The following is an 18299-nucleotide window of genomic DNA, read 5'->3' on the forward strand; positions in this document are numbered from 1 at the left end:
CATCTACGCGGACGCGAGCGCGTACCAGCAGCGGTAGTTGTAGCGGCTGGAGGGGCGCAGTTCACGCACGCAGATGGGTGAGCTGCAACCCGGCAGCAGCTCGAATGCCGGGAAGGGGCGCTTCATGCGGCCGTTGCAGCCGACCCCGGCGTTTCCGGCACCACCGCCCCGGTGACGAAATCCGACGTGCAGGAGGACGAAGACCAGGACGAACCGACGACGGCCCGCGCACCCACGTCTCCCGGTAGCTCTACGCGGCCCGGGTTGGGGCTGAGCGGGTTCTTGAATGGGGACCGCGGCTTGTCGTCGGGTGGTACGTGCAACGCAACTGCTACGTATGCCGAATGAAACGAACGCAACGCCCATCGTCCGGTGTGCGCGAGGGGACGTCCCGGCTTGCTGCCGCGGCACTGGCCCTTGCCGTCAGCGTCGGAGCCTTGCTGACGATGAACGCCGGCGACGCGCACGCGCAGGGCAACGGGTCTCCTTTGCTTCAGGAGACCTTTACGCAGGCCACGGCTTCGGAGTTCACCGGGGTGGGGTCGGCCTGCCTGACCGGTGCGCCGTCTGCGGCTGCGCCGGGCCCCGGGGACCACCCGCTCGGCGGCTGCCCGGACGGTGTCAATTCGCCGCCCCCTGACGCTGCCCCCTTCGGCTACCTCCGTCTGACGGACGCATCCAACGACCAGTCGGGCGCCGTCCTCTACAATCATGCGCTGCCCGCCACCCAGGGCCTCGACGTCACGTTCGACCAGTGGCAGTACGGCAGCACGACCCCGGCCACCCCTGCCGACGGCATCTCGTTCTTCCTGGTGAACGGCGATACGGCACTGACCCACCCCGGTGCCTTCGGCGGCAGCCTCGGGTATGCGCAGAAGCTTCCCGACGACGACCCCAGCGCGGACTTCGTGCCCGGTGTGGACCGCGGTTACCTGGGCGTGGGCCTCGACGTCCTCGGGAACTACTTCGGGGACTGGGAGCACCGGGGGAACGGGTGCCCCCCGGGTGGGCGCTCACCGGCCGGGACGCCGTTCCGCATCCCCGCACCCGGGGCCAACATGGTCACTGTGCGAGGCCCGGGTGACGGGATCGAGGGTTACTGTTTCCTCACTGCCACTACCAGTAACTTCACCACCACCGGACCCTGGCCGTCGACCCTTCCCGGGCAGTTGCAGGGGCCGCTGGCCGGGTTGTCTTCGGGCCTCACCCCCGAGCAGGCGCAGAACGCCCTCGAACCGTCGCGCCGCCGGGTGCACGTCGAGATCACCCCGGCGCCCAATCCGCAGCTGACCGTGTTCATCGACTTCAACGACGGACGCGGTTCCCAGCAGGTGCTCAGCACGCCCGCTCCGACACCCGTGCCCGACACCTACAAGTTCGGCTTCGCAGCCTCGACGGGACTGTTCACCGACGTCCACCTCATCCGCAACGTCGTGGTCAGGACCTTCCGGCCGCTCCCGCAGCTCGACCTCGTCAAGCAGGCCAGACGGCCCCTGCCTCCCGACCTCACCGTTGGTTCTCAGGTTCCGTACGACTTCGTGGTGACCAACTCCGGCGGGACGACGATCGACGACCTCGCGGTCAACGACCCCAAGATCGGTCCGGTGACGTGTCCGGTGTCGAGTCTGGCGCCGGGTGAAACGGTCACCTGTACGGCCACCTATACCGTGACCGCCGCGGATGCGGCCAATGGTTCCATCGACAACACCGCCACGGCGACGGGCACTTCGGACGGCGAGACGGTCACTTCGCCACCGTCCTCGGAGACCGTGCCGATCGAACTGGCGCCCGGAATTGAGGTCCAGAAGGCGGTGCAGGCACCCGGCCCCTACTCCGTCGGGCAAACGGTCACCTACACCTACACCGTCCGCAACACGGGCGGAGCGGAGCTGACCGACGTCGCGGTGCACGACGACCACGTCACCGGCATCACCTGCCAGTCGACCACGCTGACACCCGCCGACAGCACCACCTGCACCGGTACCTACGTCATCAGCGCGGAAGACGGCACGTCCGGTCACGTGACCAACACCGCAACGGCGACGGGCACCGCGAACGGCCGGACGGTCACCTCCCCGGAGACCTACCTGACCCTCGAGGTCGGAGCGCCGCACATCTCGGTTGCCAAGCGGGTGGACTCCGCCGGGCCCTACACCGTCGGCTCGACAGTCGACTACTCCTACACCGTCACCAACACCGGCACCCTCGACCTGCACGACGTGCGGGTCCAGGACGACCGAGTCAGCTCCGTCACCTGTGACGAGACCACACTCGCGCCTGCTGGCAGCACGACCTGCGACGGTTCGTACACGATCACCCAGGCGGACATCGACGCGTGCGCGGAGCAGGCGGGCGGCGGCACGGAATGCGCGATCACCAACGTGGCGCAAGCGGCCGGCACCGACCCGGTGGGCAACCCGGTCGTCAGCGCGCCCGCTCAGGCCACCGTCACCGTCGTCATCGAGGAGGAGCCCTGCCCGCCGGGCAAGCACTGCAAGCCCGGAAAGCCGGGCAAGCCATGTAAGCCGGACAAGCCGGGCAAGCACTGCAAGCCGGGTGAGCCCGGAAAGCCCGGCGGCCACTACGGCTATGGCGACTACGGCAAACCCGAGGGCGGCGTGAAGGGCTGTCACCGCTGCTGACCGAAGTGCAGCCGTGCCCCGGTTCACCTGTGAGTGAGCCGGGTTCCGAGGGAGCCCCGCCGGGGCGGCGTCCTGGCGGGGAACCGCCGGACGAACCGCGCCGTCGGCAGATGGGCGGCCGGCCCGCGGCCGCGGCGATGACCGCCGCCCGGATGTCCGGGCGCCAGGTCCGTTCCAGGGCCGGCCACCGCTCGCCGGGCCGGTACTTGCTGCCCTGCGGGCGCTCGCGCAGCTTGCCGATACCGCCTCGACCGTCGACTTGATCGCGGACAGCACCATCGCCATGCCCGGGTCGGCCGGGCGATCCGCTGACCGACCCGAACCTCATCTGGCGGTGGTTCCCCGAAGCCTCGGATTCGGCCCCACCGAGTACCGGCACCTCCTCGCTGCGGCGTCCTCCCCCCGAGAGGCTGCCGGACGACCCCGGCCGGCTGAGGGACCTGTGGGTGGCTGCGGGGATCCGCGAAGCCGTCCTCGACCTCAGGCGGATCGCCCCCGGAATCATCGATGAGGCGCTCCGCGACACGTCGGAGAGTGGCGGAGTGCCGTGGTGGCCGCCGCCCCCCGACGGCCCACGCCCCCCCGGCTGACGGCGCCGCCATGCTCACGACGACGGGCCCGCACGGGCGCGGGACGACCGGTGATGGTCGCGATCCGGTGCCGTTCGGGTCCGCGGTCGCCGGGATGGCGACCGAGCGCACCTGACAGGCCCCGGGGCTGGAAGCTTGGTTGACCGGTGGGCGGACATTGCCCCGGAGCTGGTCGGCAAGGTCGCCCCGGTGCGGTTCCGCGGAAAACGGGGTGCTGGAGCTACGGCCGGCGTCCCCGGCCTACGGCACGCAACTGCCTCTTCTCAGGAGTCTGTTGCGGTGGAGTGACCACCGGACGGCGAACCGGACGCGTTCGATCGAACGGTCGACCGACGGCGAGGTACTGCCCTCTGCTCGGCGTCCAGGGCGGCGTGTTCGACCACCGGGTCCGAGAGAGCGCATGTGAGCGAGAGTGGGCGTTCACCATCGCGACATGAAGGACATAAGGCAATAATAGGTGTTTATCGACGCTCGCGACGTGGGTGTCGGTGACAATCCGTAGCCGCTTGGCCTGCGGCTCGCCGGAGCGCTGACTCGGCGCACGACCAGTCGTCCGTGGGCGACTAGGACGCGGGGAATCATGGCGGAGCAGGGCATGGTGTTTGCAGGAGCCACGGCCGCCGCCGTCTACGTGCCCGACGAGCAGGCAGACCGGCTGCGCCTGAGTGAGGCGGTGGAGGAGAACCCGGAGGACGGCGTGAGGTTTCCGGTCAGTTTCGCGCTGTCCGGTCGTTCGGCGGTGGCCGAGGCGTTCCGTACCCGTCACCCGGTATGGCATGCCTCGGCGGAGACTGGCGGCGCTGAAGTGGCTGGGCCGAGAGCGGCCGCGTCCGGTGCCGCTGCCGACGCCACAGGGGAGGACGGCGGGGAGTGGCTGGAAGCCGTGCCGCTGACCTGCGGAGAGACGCTTCTGGGTTGCCTGGTCGTCAAGGGCGCCGGCCTAAACGGGGTGGAGGCGGAGCGTCGCGGTTTTCTGGAGCTCTATGCCGACCAGGTCGCCGCGAGGATGGAATCCGAGGGTGCCTGCGCTGCGGGTGGCGGCGTCTCCGGCCCGGTGCCTGCGGCGCGGTCAGGCGGCTCCGGGCTGGGTCTTGGGGATCTGGGCTCGCTCACCTTGTCGCCGGCCAATGGGCGGATCGAGGCGGACCGGCAGGCATTGGACCTTCTGGGCCTGGCGGAGGAGGACTTCGACGGTCGTGTGGAGACGGTGCTGGCACAGACCGTCCCGGAGGACGCACCGGCGCTGATGTCCGTCCTGGAGCCTAGTGCGGGCTGGCCTGGCGGCCACGATCTGGAGTTCCGGATCCGCCGGCCCGGCGGCGTTCTGCGCTGGCTGCGGCTGCGCTTCCAGGTGCTGGCCGACCAGGGCGGAAGGCCGCGGCTGCTGGGCGTGATCGCAGAGGCGTCGTATCTGCGGTCGGCCGGGGACCAGGTGTCCCGGCTGCAGCGGCTCTCCATCGCGCTGGCGGCGTCGATGACGGTCGGTGATGTCAGCCGTGCCGTGGTCACCGCCTTGCGTGACCCTCTGGGAGCCGACTGTGTGGTGCTCGCCGAGTTGCACGCGGGACGGCTGGTGGTCACCGGTATGGAACCCCAGGAGCTGGCAGTGTGGGGGACGTGGCGCTCTCAGTGGTACTCGGAGTGGCCGGATGCCTCGCTGGGGGACCTGCCCACGCTGGAGAGCGTGCTGCGCCAGGGCCGCACGCGCCTGTGGCCCTCCAGCATCGGCCTGGAGCCCGGCCTGGCCGCGACCGGGCCGGGAGGATTCGCGGCCCTGCCGCTGCCGGCCGAGGGCCGGGTGGCTGGTGTGTGCCTGTTGGGCTGGGACCGGCCGCACGAGTTCGGCGCCGAGGAACGGGCGCTGCTGACCGCCGCCGCGGGGCTGATCGGGCAGGCCCTGGCGCGTGCCCGCGCCCGCGACGCCGAGCACGAGTTCACCGCGACGCTGCAGCGCAGCCTGCTGCCCCGCACCCTTCCTGTACTCCCCGGCTGTACGGCGGTCGCAAGGTATCTGCCGGCGACGACCGGACTGGCCGTGGGCGGGGACTGGTACGACGTGATTCCGGTGTCCGACAGGTCCGTCGCACTGGTCATCGGGGACGTGCAGGGGCACAGCGTCGAGGCAGCTGCGATCATGGGCCAGATCCGTACCGCGATCCGGGCCTACGCTGTCGAGGGACACCCTCCGGACGTGGTGATGTCCCATGCCAACCGCCTGCTCATAGGCCTGGACACCGAAGCCTTCGCCACTTGCTGTTACGTCGCCTTCGACGTCGAGGAAGGCGAGGCCTGGGTGGTGCGGGCCGGCCACCCGCAGCCGGTGGTGCGGTCGCCGGACGGGTGCGTCCTGGAGGTCGAAGCCGAGGGCGGGCCCCCGCTCGGCGTGATCGCCGAAGCCGATTTCCCGATGACCGCCCTCGGTGTGGCTCCGGGAGCCGTCGTCGCCCTGTTCACGGACGGACTGGTCGAGTCCTCCAAGCTTCCCCTGGAGGACGGCGTACGGCGGGTGTGCCGGACGCTGGCGGCCGCCGATCCGGGGGGCGCCGACCGGACGGCCGACGAACTGCTCGGCACCGCCGAGTGGCGCGAGGACGACGTGGCCCTTTTGCTGCTGCGCTACGACGGGCTGCCGATCCAGCCGCGCCGGGCGAGCTGGTCGGTATGGCGGCTGCCGGACGCCGTGATGCATGCCCGCCGCTTCACCGCGCGTGTCTTGCGTTCCTGGAACGAGACACGGGAAGCGGACACCGTGCTGCTGGTCGTTTCCGAACTGGTCACCAACGCGATGACTCACACCCGCGGCGAGGCGCATCTGCACCTGACCCTCGCCGGGGAACGGTTGCGAGTGGCGGTCAGCGACTCCTCGCCGCGGGCGCCGGTCAAGCCGGCGAGCATCGACTGGATGGCCACCGGAGGTCGCGGCATCCTCCTTGTGGAGGCGGTCTGCGCGGCCTGGGGCTCAGTACCGCTCAGCGGCGGCAAGCAGGTGTGGGGCGAGATCGAGCTCCCGCCGGAACCGGCGGCCGCCGGGGCGCGCCGGGAAGCGGCCCGGTCATGAGGGCCAGCCGGGGCAGGGGGCTGGTCGTCGCCGTGGCGGCCTGCCTGGTTATGCCACTGGCGTCGCAGTGCACAACAGCCGGCTCGGCCCACCAGACGACCGGCGGGACCACCAAAGGGGATTTCTCGATCGGCGTGCTACTGCCCGACACGGACACTCCCCGCTGGAGGACAGCCGACAGACCGCTGATCACCAAACGGATCAAGGAACTGTGCGGCAACTGCACCGTGCGGTACGCCAACGCCTCGGGCAACGTCGCCACCCAGCAGGCACAGGTGGACTCCATGATCGCAAACGGAGCACGGGCGCTCATCCTCTGCCCAGTCGAGAGCAGGGCCCTGAGCCCCTCGGTAACCAGTGCCCATGACAGTCACGTACCGGTGGTCGCCTACGACCGACTGGCAGATGGCCCGCTGTCGGCCTACTCCGGCTACGACTCCGAGCAGATCGGCCGGTTGCAGGCGCAGGGACTGCTGGCCGCGCTCGGGCCCGGCGCCCGCCACGACCAGGTCGTCATGATGAACGGAGAACCCACCGACCCGAACGCCAGGGCACTGAAGAAGGGAGCGCTGTCGGTTTTGCGGGGCCGCGTGAGGATCGGCGCCACATACAACACCACGGGGTGGATCCCGCAGAACGCCTTCACCAACACGCTCGCCGCGATCGCCAAGCTGGGCCCTGACGCGATCGACGGCTTCTACTCGGCTAACGACGGCCTGGCGGCCGGCATTCTCACCGCACTGAAGGCCGACGGCGTGACGCCCCTTCCGCCGATCACCGGTCAGGACGCCGACCTCGCCGCAGTACGACGCGTCATAGCCGGCGAACAGACCATGACCGTGTACAAGTCCTTCTCGGCGGAGGCCGACGCCGCTGCCGAGATGGCCGTGGCCCTGGCCCGCGGCACGTCTATCGGAGCCATCGCCAAGCAGCGGATCAGCAGCAATACCAACAAGGACATACCTGCGTATCTGGGGACTCTGGTCTCCGTGAACCGGGCCAACGTCAAACACACCATCGTCGACCGAGGCGTCTACACGGTCCAACAGTTGTGCACACCGAAATTGATGACCTCCTGCCGTGAAGCCGGGCTCACCGGCTGACCGGGCTCGCGCGCCGTACCAGCCCGCGACGCCGCTTACGGCAGGATGAGCCACGATTGTCGAGAGGTGATTCATGGCGAGCACACCCGTACTGGCGTTGCACGGGGTCTGCAAGCGCTTTGGGGCCGTCCAAGCGCTCACCGACGTCGAACTGGAGATCCGCGCAGGCGAAGTGGTCGCCCTCGTCGGCGACAGCGGGGCGGGCAAGTCCACTTTGGCCAAGGCAATCACCGGAGCCGGGCCCGCTGACGAGGGCGTCATCGAGTGGCAGGGACGGCCGGCATCGATCCAGCGCCCCCGCGACGCCCAGGATTTGGGTATCGCGGCGGTGTACCAGGACCTCGCCTTGTGCGAGAACCTCGACGTCGTGGCCAATCTCTTCCTCGGCCACGAGATCGCCAGAGCGGGCGTCCTGGACGAGATCGCCATGGAACGCCACGCCCTGGAACTGGAACCGCTCGCGCTGCTGTCCAAGGAGCCGCCCAGCGTTCGCGGCGTGGTCGCCTCACTCTCCGCCGGGCAACGCCAGACGGTGGCCATCTGCCGGGCGATCCTGAGCCGACCCGAACTGCTCGTCCTTGACGAGCCGACGGCCGCGCTGGGTGTCGAGCAGTCCGGACGGTTCCTCGACCTTGTCGAGCGCCTACGGGACAGCGGCACCGCAATCATGCTCATCAGCCACAACCTCGGCGACGTCAAGGCTGTCGCCGACCAGGCCGCGGTGCTGCGGCACGGCCGGAACAACGGTTTCTTCGACGTGCCGTCCACCCCGCAGGAACAGATCGTCTCCTCCATCACGGGAGTCACCGACAACGCTGTGACGCAGCGCACGACCAAGACCTGGGAGGACATGCTGTGAAGGGCACAGCCCCCGGGGATCCCGAAAGCGGCAGAACGTCCGGTCGCCCGAGGGGCGGCCCTGGCAGTACCACCCGGGAGACCACTGGCCCCGACGGCCCCGACGGCCCCGACCTGGCGGGCTACGTCCGCTCCCTCTTCGACCGGCTGCGCGGAGGCGAACTCGGTGCCGTCCCGGTCGTCGTCTCCCTGCTGGTGATCTGGATCGTATTCCAAAGCCTGAACCACAACTTCCTGTCCCCCCGCAACGTGTCCAACATCGGCGTGGACATCACCGGCCCCGGCCTGATCGCCCTGGGCGTCGTGTTCGTACTACTCCTCGGCGAGATGGATCTTTCGGTCGGCTCTGTCAGCGGCCTGGCGGCGGCCATCTTCGCCGTGATGAACGTCAACCACGGTGTGCCGGAATGGCTTGCCATCATCTCGGCCCTGCTCGCCGGTGCGGCCATCGGAACCCTGCAGGGATTCTTCTTCGTCCGCTTGGGTGTGCCAGCCTTCGTCGTCACCCTGGCCGGGCTGCTGGCCTGGAACGGCCTGATGCTCTACGTGCTGGGTGCCAGCGGAACCATCGACCTCGACGAGCAGGGCGGGGTCGTCGCACTGACCAACCGGTACATCCACAGCGCGGCGCTCGCCTACGGCCTGGCCATGCTCGGCACGGGCACCTTCCTGGCCGTTTCCTACCGGGACAGCCGCATGCGCAGAAGCGCCGGGATGGCCGCCAGGCCGGTATGGGCGATCGCGGAGCGCGCTGTCGGCATCGCGGTGCCCGCGTTCGCGGCGGCGTGGATACTGGACCGCTACCGGGGCGTGCCAGTGTCCCTCCTCGTCTTCCTCGCCTTCATCGTCGGCCTCGACTTCGTCCTGCGGCGCACCACCTACGGTCGCCGGATCTTCGCCACCGGCGGCGATCTCGAAGCCTCGCGACGCTCGGGCGTCAACGTGACGTGGACGCGGGTCTCCGCCTTCACCGTCTCCGGCACCCTGGCTGCGGTCGGCGGGCTGTTCCTGGCGTCCCGGGTGGCATCGGTGGGCCAGACGTCAGGCTCCAGCACCCTGCTGATCGACGCGATCGCTGCAGCCGTCATCGGCGGAGTCAGCCTGTTCGGAGGGCGCGGGACAACCTGGTCCGCATTGCTGGGCATCCTCGTCATCCAGTCCATCGCCTCAGGCATGATCCTTCTAGGTGTGCAGACCGCGGTGCAGTACATGGTCACCGGAAGCGTGCTCTTCGGCGCCGTCGTCCTCGACTCCCTGTCGCGCCACTCGCAGAAGGTCCACCGCCTTACCTGAGCCGGCGGTACTGTCGGTCAGCACGGCCGCCGGTGTGTTGATCATCCTGCGGCGGCAGGACACCGGACTCGACGTCTTGGGCGTCCTGGCCGCGGGCCTTTCTGATCGCGGGGGGAGCCTTGGTGGTGGGACGGATCACCGGCGAGTTCACGCCGTGGATGGTTGCCGTCGGGCTAAAGCGGGCACCTCGTTGAGCCGGCGCTCCGGCCACAGGACCCGACCGCACCCGGACCATCCAGTTGCGCGACGTCTGGCCGCCAGATCTCGCGGAAGGCGGCGCGACCGGCGCTGCCGGGTGGGCCGACACAACAAGGGGTAGACCCCCCGATCAGGTCGAACCTGCCCACCACTTCCCGGGACGCGCCCCGCCCAGCACCTCCGTCCCCCTCACGTGGGGGGCAGATCAACTTCGTACACCGTGGAACCCCTTCAAGCCCGTGCGGTGGAGCCAGGCGAAGTGCTTACAGACAAACTTCGGTGGCCGCACGGAGGTGGATCTGCTCGCGCGGTGTCAGTCGGCGGGGGGCTCCTCGGTACGGATGGCGACCTCTTTGGCCGTGCGGTGGGTGAATTCCGCGACGTCCTGGTCCAGGGACGCGTCGGTCACCACCGACACCGCGCGGCCGAAGGAGTCCGCGGCCTCGCCAAGCAGGGTGCCACGTCGGGGGCCGACGAGCACCGCGCACCTGCGGGGCGGTGCGTCGGCGGGAGCGGGCCGGGGATCGGGCCATGCGGCGCTCTCGGCGGTCCAGGACACCTCGGTGCCGGGGCATTCGACCTCGCGGAGCAGCCCCGGACTGTGCTCCAGGTAGAGCTGCTGTGCGCGGCGGCGAGCGCGCGGTGCAGGGGGTCGGATGCCCAGCGCCAGGTCGAGGACGGCTGGTTCGAGGGGCACTGCGTGGGCGAGGTGCCACAGCCGGGTGATGGCGTCGCCGGGCAGCCGGGCCGCGATCTCCATCAGCACCGCGCGGTTGCCGGACAGCCGGAACTCGGCGTGGCTGATTCCGCTGCCGAAACGGACGGATCGCAGCAGGGTCGCGTTCGCGGTCAACAGGGCCTTTTCGGCTTCGGGCGGCAGGCCGGCCGCCGGCGAGAGGTGGCCGGTTTCGGTGAAGAAGCGGGTGGTGTGCTCGTTGGTCTGCTTGGCGGTGATGCCTGCCCACACGATGTCACCCTCGTGCACCAGGGATTCCACGGAGAATTCGGGGCCTTCGACCCGTTCCTCGATGAGCAGCGGTTCGTCGTCGGGATAGGTCGGCAATTGCGCGCGCAGGGCGTCGGCGTCGGCGATCGCATGCACGCCCGAGCTGCACATCCGTCCGGTGGGTTTGAGGACGGCGGGGTAATGGTGCCAGGTGTCGCCGTCGACCGGTGTGCGGGCGTGCACGCCCGTCCAGCGCGGTGCCAGGGTGGGAGCGGCCAGCCGCTGGAGGGTCTTGTGCCGGCAGACGCGCGCGGCGTGGCCGCCGGTACCGGGCAGGCCGAGGGTCTCCGCCAGTGTGCCGGCCGTCTCCACGAAGGATTCGCCGCAGGCGAGGACGGCGCGCAGCCGCCCGCCACGCAGGTAGGGCCCCGCGGCCTCCAGCGTGGCGTCGAGTCCGTAGTCGGAGACGCGCGGAGGGGACGGCACCCGTACGGCGGGGTGCCCGCGCCGGTGGTGGTACTCCAGCTCTTCCGGCGGCGTCTCCGGGCCGAAGACCAGGACGGGTTCCAACCCGCGGTCCTCGCAGGCGGTGACGAGTGCCAGGTGCCGTGCGATCGCGGCGAGGTCGGTCAGGATCAGGACGGCGGGGCGGCCGTCGGACGGGCTGCGGTCCGGGCCCTTGCGCGGCCGGCCGGGCGGCGTCGCGTCATCGGTCATGGTGGGTGCCTTCCGTGGTGCGGACTCGGGTGGGTCAGGCGCTGCCGGGTTTGGCCGGCTGGTAGGCGTCGGCGTCGCCTCGTCCGGAGGTGTACAGCCGGCGCTGGTCGGTCCTGACGAGCGCGTAGTAGCCCGCCGCGGTGAACAGGCCGACGCAGCCGCAGGCGATCCACACGGCGTCGGCGCCTGCCCGGTCGAGCAGCAGGCCGCCCAGCACCGGGCCGACGAAGGCGGCGGTGGAGAAGGAGAGGGTGTAGGCGCCCAGGTACCGTCCGCGGGCGTGGTCCGGCGCCAGGTCCGTGGCCGTGGCCATCGCCGCAGGAGCGAAGACGATCTCGCCGACGGTCCAGACGGCGACGGTCGCGCCGTACGCGGGCACGGTGCCGGCCAGGGTGAGCAGGGCGAAGCCCCCGCCGGTGAGCAGGGAGCCAACGGCCAGCACGGCGGCGCGGTCGCGGTCGGCGAACCACCGGGTCAAGGGTAGTTGCAGCGCCACGATGACCAGGCCGTTGACCGCGATCACCAGTCCGTAGGAGGGGGTGTCGAAGCCGGCGCGGTGCATGGCCAGTGGGAGCGTGGTCGTGGCCTGCTGGAAGACCAGATACAGCAGGACGGTGAGCCCGACGAAGACGGCGAACCGCCCGCGGACCACCTGGCGGCGCGGCCCGTGCGCGTGCGGCGCCGTCGAGCCGTGCTCGGCAGGGCCCGGGGCCGGCAGGCTCTCGGGCACCCGGCGCCACACGATGACCGCGCAGACCGCGGTCGTGGCGGCGTCCCCGAGGAAGAGCGGGAGGTAGCCGTGCTCGGCAACGAGTCCGGCCACCATCGTGGAGACGGCGAACCCGAGGTTGATCGCCCAGTAGTTCAGGGCGAAGGCGCGGGTCCGGTCGGCTTCCGGCACAATGTCCGCGAAGGCCGCGGTGAGCGCCGGGCGGGCCAGGTTGCCGGTCAGGCCCACGGCGAAGGCGACGGCGGCGATCGCGTAGGTGCCGCGGGTGAAGGCCAGCACCGCGGTGCACACGGCGGCCGCCAGCTGGCCGGCTACCAGGGTGGGCCGGCGGCCCACCCGGTCCGCGAGCTGGCCGCCGGCGATGTCGGCCGCCATGGATCCCAGCCCGTACAACGAGACCACCAGCCCGGCGAACGCCGAGGAGGACCCCCGCTGCTGGGTGAGGTAGAGCGCGAGGAAGGGCGCGACGAAGCCGCCGACCCGGTTGACCACAGTGGTGGTCCACAACCACCAGAAAGCGGATGGCAGCCGGGAGCGCCCGGTGCCCGCAGGCTGCGGGTCGCGCGAGGAGCGCAGGGGGCGGGAGGAGGATGCGGACATGGGGGGATCCTCGGTGTGCGCGGGAGCCGTCGTCCCGACCCGGTCAGTCGAGCGGACGGGTGCCCCACGCCTGGAAGAGCGTGGCGTGCACGACGTTGGTCCCGGGATCCTCCAGGTGCGCGCGCAACTTCTCCAGCAGCGCGCTGAGTTCGGCGTCGGTGGTCAGACCGCGTTCGACGAGTGGCGCGCGGCACAGCTCCGCGCGGTCGACCATGAGGGTCTGGTAGGGATCGCCGGGGCCGAAGGTCCTGGTGTGGGCGGTGACGCCGACGTCCCGGAACCCGGCCGCGCGTAGCATCGCGGGCAGTTTGCGGCCGATGTACACGTCCATGCCGTTGAGCCGCCACAGCTCGGCGACCATGGTCACCACGCGGTCCCACGCCGGGTGTTCGGGTACGCACACCCGCGTCATCCAGTCGACGTCCTGGATCGCCATCTTCCCGCCCGGTCGCACCAGTGCGGCCATCTCGGACAGCACGGCGTCGCTGTGCGGCACGTTCATCAGGAGCAGGCGGGTGTGCACGAGGTCGAAGCCGCCCGGCTCCAGTCCGCTGCTGCCGGCGTCGCGCAGGACTAATTCCACGTTGTGCAGATCGCGTTCGGCGAGCGTGCGGCGGGCCATCTCCAGCATCCTCGGTTCCGCGTCGAGCCCGACGACGGCGCCATGCGGTCCGACCGCGCGGGACAGCAGGTCCAGTACGCCCAGCGGCCCGCATCCCACGTCGACGGCGCGGCCCCCCTGCGGAGGCGCTACCCGGGCCAGCAGCCCGGCGGTCTCCTCGGCGAACATCTCGCCTTGGGCCAGCAGTCTCCCGCGTTCCGAATCGTCGGCGCCGAGAAGATAGGAGGAAGGGGCGGCTGGGGTCATGTGGATACTCCTTCGAAGTCGGGACGGATATCCGCCCGCACGGTGGCGCGGTGCGCCTCTGTTGTGTCCGTCGTCGGGCGCCGTGAACGCCGGGGACTCCGCGGGAAGTCGCACGCTCATTCGATGGCCCGCGGCGCCTTGCACACGTGGCGGAATTCCGTCTGCCCCCCTATTCCAGCGGAAAACAGCGTGCGACTTCTCGCGACCCCGCCGCATTCCCGGGGAAGACGCTCGTCGTACCCTCCGATCGGCATCCTTCAGCGCCTCGATACGCGGCTCGACCCTGTCGGCTTTCCGCCGCGACGCCGGCCGGCCTCATGCCAGGGATCTCGATCCGGCCGGCCATTGATCACCACGTCGAGGATCGTCGCGTCAATGATTGTCACGTCAGGCCGGAGAATTCTCCCTCACCGAGCGGGTGGAGGTTCGGCGCAGCGCCGATCGGCACAGGCGCGCGACCGGCAGGGTGCAGGTGAGGAAGGCCAGCGCGAGAATGCTCCAGCCCGCCCCCTTGCCGTCGATGACCAGTGTGGTGACCAGCGCGGGCCCGAGGGCCACCACGCCGCCTTCGGTCATGGCCGCGACCGCCTGGTATTGGCCTTGGGCGCCGTGCGCCATGAGCTTGACGGACAGTCCCCACCGGGCTGCCACGTAGTGCAGTTCCCCCACCACGTGCAGGCCCAGTCCGGAGAGGACGACGACGGCGGCCGCCGCCGGGCGGGCGGGCCAGGAGGCTGCCGCGAAGACCAGGCAGCACCCGGCGAGCGCGGCGCCGGCACGCCGGGAGGAGCGTACGGCTCCGGCCAGCCGCCGCCCGGAGCGGGTGACGCGCACCTGGAAGAGAGCGATCAGCAGGGAGCTGACCAGCACCGACAGCGGGGCGATCCACACCGGTGCGGCGGTGTCCTCCTTCAACCACAGGGGCAGGCCGCTGGACAGGAGCGCCCAGCACAGGGCCAGGACGGCGGTGCTGCTCATGATCGCGATGAAGGGGAAGTCGCGCAGGGCCGCTGTGCTGGCCTGGCGCCGTGCGGCGGGCACCGGCGGAACGCGCGGGAGGCGTGCCAGGGTCGCGGCCGAGACGACGAAGGTGAGGCTGTTGACGACGACGGCGCCCTGGTAAGGGGCGGCGGATTGGCGGGAGAGCACCCAGGCGGCGGCGCCCGCGCCGGCGGCGTAGAGCAGGTGCTGGACGACGCGGGCCCGGGCGAGGACGGGCAGGCAGTCCTCTTCGGGCAGCATCAGGTGCACGAGCGCCACCTTGGTGCCTTTGGCGGCGGTCTCCATCGAGGTGAACAGGGCCGCGGCGACCAGGAGTGGCCAGAAAGTGTGCGTGGCCAGGAAGGCGAGGGCGAACACCGCGCGCAGTACGGTGACGGCCAGGAGGGTCTCGCGGGCGCCGAGGCGGTCGGTGAGTGTGCCGACAGGGAAGGCGGCCAGCAGGCCGATCCCCCCGCCCAGCCCCATCGCGAGCCCCATGGTCGCTGGGGGGACGCCCTGTACCGAGGTCAGGTAGATCGCCCACATGCTGAACCAGAGCCCGTCCCCCAGGGCGGTCACGCCTTCGCTGAGCAGGAGACGGCGAACGACTAACCGATCTTTCCGGGTTTTCTCCGTACGACCGTGGCTCAATTTCTGCCACCCTTTCCTGCCGTGGGTGCCGAAGACCTGCGGCCGTCCTGCAGCCGGCTTCGACCCGCTGGAGGGGAGCGTTCCTTTTCGGTCTTCTTCGTTCTCGGCTCGCTATTTTCTTCCGCATGTGCGATGACGAATACAAAATATTTTGTCCGTGTACCCGGGTCCAAATCGGGCAAACAAAACTACTTTATGTGGTCGCCGGTGGTCCCGTCTCCGACGCGGTGAACAGCGAAGATCACGGCGAGCAACCCTATCCCCAAGAGTTTTTGTCTACGGTGAGTTAAGCATTCGTCACCCTTGACAGGGCTCCTCCGGGCCTGGCTAACCTGAGGGCAGGCCACCGGTGATGGCAACGAGTTCTCGCTAGAACGCTCCGGCCCCGTCACCCCTTCTGCGCTCCCCGCGCGAGATTCAGGTATCCCTGCGCCAAAAACGCGGCGCACACTTCCGTCCGTTTCCCTCGGAGGAGAAATGACGCATTCACCACTCAGTATTCTTTCCCAGGTCGATTTCAACGGCGATCCGCTGACCGATGAGCTGCTGATGAAGACCTTCCACCAGCTCATGGACGAGCACGGCTACGTCCAGATGTGCAATGTGCCGGAGGATTTCGACACGGTGAGGTTCTGCCGGGAGCTGGGCCGCTTCGTGCCCAATTACACCGGTGCCGTCGTCGGCGACGTCCGTCCGGAGCCCGGCATGGACGACGTCTACCACGCGGGCAACACCCGCCCGCTGACCCCGCATTCGGAAGGGTACGACTTCGCGGTCCTCCCCCCGCGGTACATCGCGCTGTGGTGCGTCACGCCGGCCAGCGGGCCGGGCGGGGAGACCACGCTCGCCGACACCAGGCCCTGGGTGGAGAAGCTCACGGCCGAGGAACGCGAGCGGTTCCTCACGCACGAATACGACTGGAAGACCACCGAGGGTGTGCAGCGCCTGGGGCTCGATCTCAAGACCCGCCACCCGGTCCTGGAGGAGACCGACCAGGGCACGATCGTCCGGTTCAGCTGCAACAACCTGATACGGGACGACGACGATCCGGCCGCGGAGCTGCAGCGGCGCTGGCACGACGCGTTCGACCGCGAGCACGTGTCCATCGCCTACGCCGAGCGGGACATGCTCGTGTGGGACAACTGGCGGCTGCTGCACGCCCGGAACGCCTTCAGCGACCGCAGCCGGCACCTGCGCCGCATTCAGATCGCCGCCTGACCTCTCTCCCGCACACCATGAGGAAGTGCCCCATGTACCGCACCATGCTGCACAGCAAGATCCACCGGGCCACCGTGACCCAGGCCGACCTGCACTACGTCGGCTCGCTGACCCTCGATCGCGATCTGATGGACGCCGCGGATCTGCTGCCGGGCGAGAAGGTCGACATCGTCGACATCGACAACGGCAACCGGCTGAGTACCTACGTCATCGAGGGCGAGCGTGGCAGCGGCGTCGTCGGTATCAACGGTGCCGCGGCCAGGCTCATCTCGCCGGGAGACCTGGTGATCGTCATCGCCTACCAGAGCCTCCCCGAGGCCGAGGCCAGGGCCTTACAACCGACCATCGTCTTCGTCGACCAGCACAACAGGACCCTGGACATCGGCGCCGACCCGGCCCACGTGCCCACCAACCGGGCCACCGGGCTGGTGCGCGGGGACACGCTCACCCGGGGAGCGGTGTGATGACGTCCGTCCGAACCGCCCCGGCCACCGTCCTGGAGCCGGCAGCCCCCGGCGCCGTCTGCCGTGCCCTGGTGCACTACTACGACGACCTCTCCCGCGTCCTGGCGGACACCGGGCAGCGTGCCCGGACGACCGGATTCGCCCCCGCATGGCAGCTGCCGGCCCTGACGCCGGCCCTGGAACGGTTCTTCGAACCCGGCGGCATCAGCACCCGGGACCTGGGCAGCCACCACGGCACCCCGCTGCGGTTCCTGAACCTGATGCACAATCCCAGGACGCGCACCACCAAGACGCTGGCCTCACTGATGATCGTGGCCCGCGCAGTGGCCCACATCCGGCGCACCGGCGAGTCCGTCATGATCATCACACCGTCGAGTGCGAACAAGGCCACCGCGCTGCGCGACGCCGTCCTGCGGGCTCACGAGACCGGTCTGGTCGACACCGAGCAGCTGCGGATCGCCTGCATCGTGCCAGCCACCTCCTGCCACAAGCTGTGGCGCTCACCCCTGACCGACGACGACGTCCTGCGTGCCCGCAACCCGCTCGCCGTCCTCGACGCCGCGCAACCGCTGCACGTCAAGGAACTCGCCCGCTCCGTGGCCGATCGCGAGGCCGACACCCTCTGGGCCCGGCACGGCGTACGCCTGTGGCACACCATGGACCTGAACAACTACGCCGTCGCGGACACCGCGCGGGCCCTCTTCGAGCGGGACCACCTCCCGGCCGTGCCGCGTGTGCACGCCCACGCCGTCTCGAGCGCGTTCGGTCTGCTCGGCCACTTCTACGGCCAGCAGCAGCACACGGGACGTGAATGGCCCGACACCGGGGCGCGCTACTTCCTGGTGCAGCACCTGGGCACACCCGACATGGTCTCCAGCTATTACCACGGCACGTTCGACTACCGCCCGCGGTGGACGTACCGCGACGGTCTGCACGTGCAGGACTCCGACCCCCGCTTCCCCCAGCGGACCTTCGCCCCCCACGAGCAGCTGGACGCCACCTTCTACACCCATGCCCCCGCGACCTCGGAACGCATGAACGAGATCATCCGCCGACAGGGAGGCGGGGGGATCGTCGTCTCTCTCGCCGAGTGCGTGGACCGCTACCCGCTCGTCCGCGACCTGCTGCGACCAGCCGGCGTCGAACTGCCCTCCGACCCGCGGCAGCTGCGCGAATGGTCCCTTGTCATGGCGATGACCGGCGTCCTCAACGCCCTGGACCGCGGCCTGCTCGACGAGACGGAGGTCCTGGTGCACGGGTCCGGTTCCTACGACGCGGGCGATTACCAGGCTCCGCAGGCACACCAGTTGCGCCCGGTCACCGGTTACGAGGATCTGCGGGACCTCGTGCACGCAGCCGCAGCCGGTTGAGGACGAGACCCC

At 70.0% G+C, this 18299-nt stretch carries 13 protein-coding genes; 8 read left to right on the forward strand and 5 right to left on the reverse strand.

The genetic code is table 11. The features are described 5' to 3' along the window. Positions 1–3 precede the first annotated feature (3 nt). Positions 4–126: a hypothetical protein gene (locus BUE44_RS39420; protein WP_265737188.1), complete on the reverse strand. Its 123-nt coding sequence runs from the start codon at positions 124–126 to the stop codon at positions 4–6. 320 nt (positions 127–446) lie between these two features. Between BUE44_RS39420 and BUE44_RS30835 the strand changes: the two genes are divergently transcribed. The 5 genes from BUE44_RS30835 (at position 447) to BUE44_RS30855 (ending at position 9544) form a co-directional block, all read left to right on the forward strand. Further along, positions 447–2642: a DUF7507 domain-containing protein gene (locus tag BUE44_RS30835; protein ID WP_235002639.1), complete on the forward strand. Its 2196-nt coding sequence runs from the start codon at positions 447–449 to the stop codon at positions 2640–2642. 1170 nt (positions 2643–3812) lie between these two features. Further along, positions 3813–6290 (forward strand): SpoIIE family protein phosphatase, encoded by a 2478-nt coding sequence (locus BUE44_RS30840; RefSeq protein ID WP_073502318.1) that lies wholly within the window; start codon positions 3813–3815, stop codon positions 6288–6290. Then, positions 6287–7393, forward strand: a complete 1107-nt coding sequence (locus tag BUE44_RS30845; protein ID WP_073502319.1) for a sugar ABC transporter substrate-binding protein — start codon at positions 6287–6289, stop codon at positions 7391–7393. Before BUE44_RS30840 ends, BUE44_RS30845 begins: the two co-directional genes overlap by 4 nt. A 73-nt stretch (positions 7394–7466) precedes the next feature. Beyond that, positions 7467–8252 (forward strand): ATP-binding cassette domain-containing protein, encoded by a 786-nt coding sequence (locus BUE44_RS30850; RefSeq protein WP_073502320.1) that lies wholly within the window; start codon positions 7467–7469, stop codon positions 8250–8252. Continuing rightward, the gene (locus BUE44_RS30855) at positions 8249–9544 is read left to right on the forward strand and encodes a sugar ABC transporter permease (protein WP_407640076.1); all 1296 of its coding nucleotides are present in this window, start codon (positions 8249–8251) and stop codon (positions 9542–9544) included. The genes BUE44_RS30850 and BUE44_RS30855 overlap by 4 nt, the downstream gene beginning before the upstream one ends. 511 nt (positions 9545–10055) lie before the next feature. Here the strand turns inward: BUE44_RS30855 and BUE44_RS30860 are convergent. The 4 genes from BUE44_RS30860 to BUE44_RS30875 all read right to left on the reverse strand — a co-directional run bounded on the left by BUE44_RS30860 (position 10056) and on the right by BUE44_RS30875 (position 15235). Continuing rightward, positions 10056–11405, reverse strand: coding sequence for an ATP-grasp domain-containing protein (locus BUE44_RS30860; RefSeq protein ID WP_073502322.1), 1350 nt, complete (start codon positions 11403–11405; stop codon positions 10056–10058). 34 nt (positions 11406–11439) lie between these two features. Beyond that, positions 11440–12735 (reverse strand): MDR family MFS transporter, encoded by a 1296-nt coding sequence (locus tag BUE44_RS30865; RefSeq protein WP_073502323.1) that lies wholly within the window; start codon positions 12733–12735, stop codon positions 11440–11442. Positions 12736–12778: 43 nt separating this feature from the next. Next, complete coding sequence (locus BUE44_RS30870; protein WP_073502324.1) at positions 12779–13603, reverse strand: methyltransferase domain-containing protein; 825 nt, start codon at positions 13601–13603, stop codon at positions 12779–12781. Between the two features lie 387 nt (positions 13604–13990). Further along, positions 13991–15235 (reverse strand): MFS transporter, encoded by a 1245-nt coding sequence (locus BUE44_RS30875; protein ID WP_073502325.1) that lies wholly within the window; start codon positions 15233–15235, stop codon positions 13991–13993. A 477-nt stretch (positions 15236–15712) separates the two neighbouring features. On the opposite strand from BUE44_RS30875, the gene BUE44_RS30880 reads away from it, so the two are divergent. Genes BUE44_RS30880 through BUE44_RS30890 form a run of 3 tightly spaced genes read left to right on the forward strand, consistent with a single transcriptional unit; the run spans position 15713 to position 18287 of the window. Continuing rightward, positions 15713–16453, forward strand: coding sequence for a TauD/TfdA family dioxygenase (locus BUE44_RS30880; protein ID WP_073502326.1), 741 nt, complete (start codon positions 15713–15715; stop codon positions 16451–16453). A 32-nt stretch (positions 16454–16485) separates the two neighbouring features. Next, positions 16486–16917 (forward strand): aspartate 1-decarboxylase, encoded by a 432-nt coding sequence (gene panD, locus BUE44_RS30885; protein ID WP_073502327.1) that lies wholly within the window; start codon positions 16486–16488, stop codon positions 16915–16917. After that, positions 16917–18287, forward strand: a complete 1371-nt coding sequence (locus BUE44_RS30890; RefSeq protein WP_200804574.1) for a DUF6002 family protein — start codon at positions 16917–16919, stop codon at positions 18285–18287. Before panD ends, BUE44_RS30890 begins: the two co-directional genes overlap by 1 nt. Positions 18288–18299 lie beyond the last annotated feature (12 nt).

The organism is Actinacidiphila paucisporea (assembly GCF_900142575.1).
Classification (GTDB): Bacteria; Actinomycetota; Actinomycetes; order Streptomycetales; family Streptomycetaceae; genus Actinacidiphila; species Actinacidiphila paucisporea.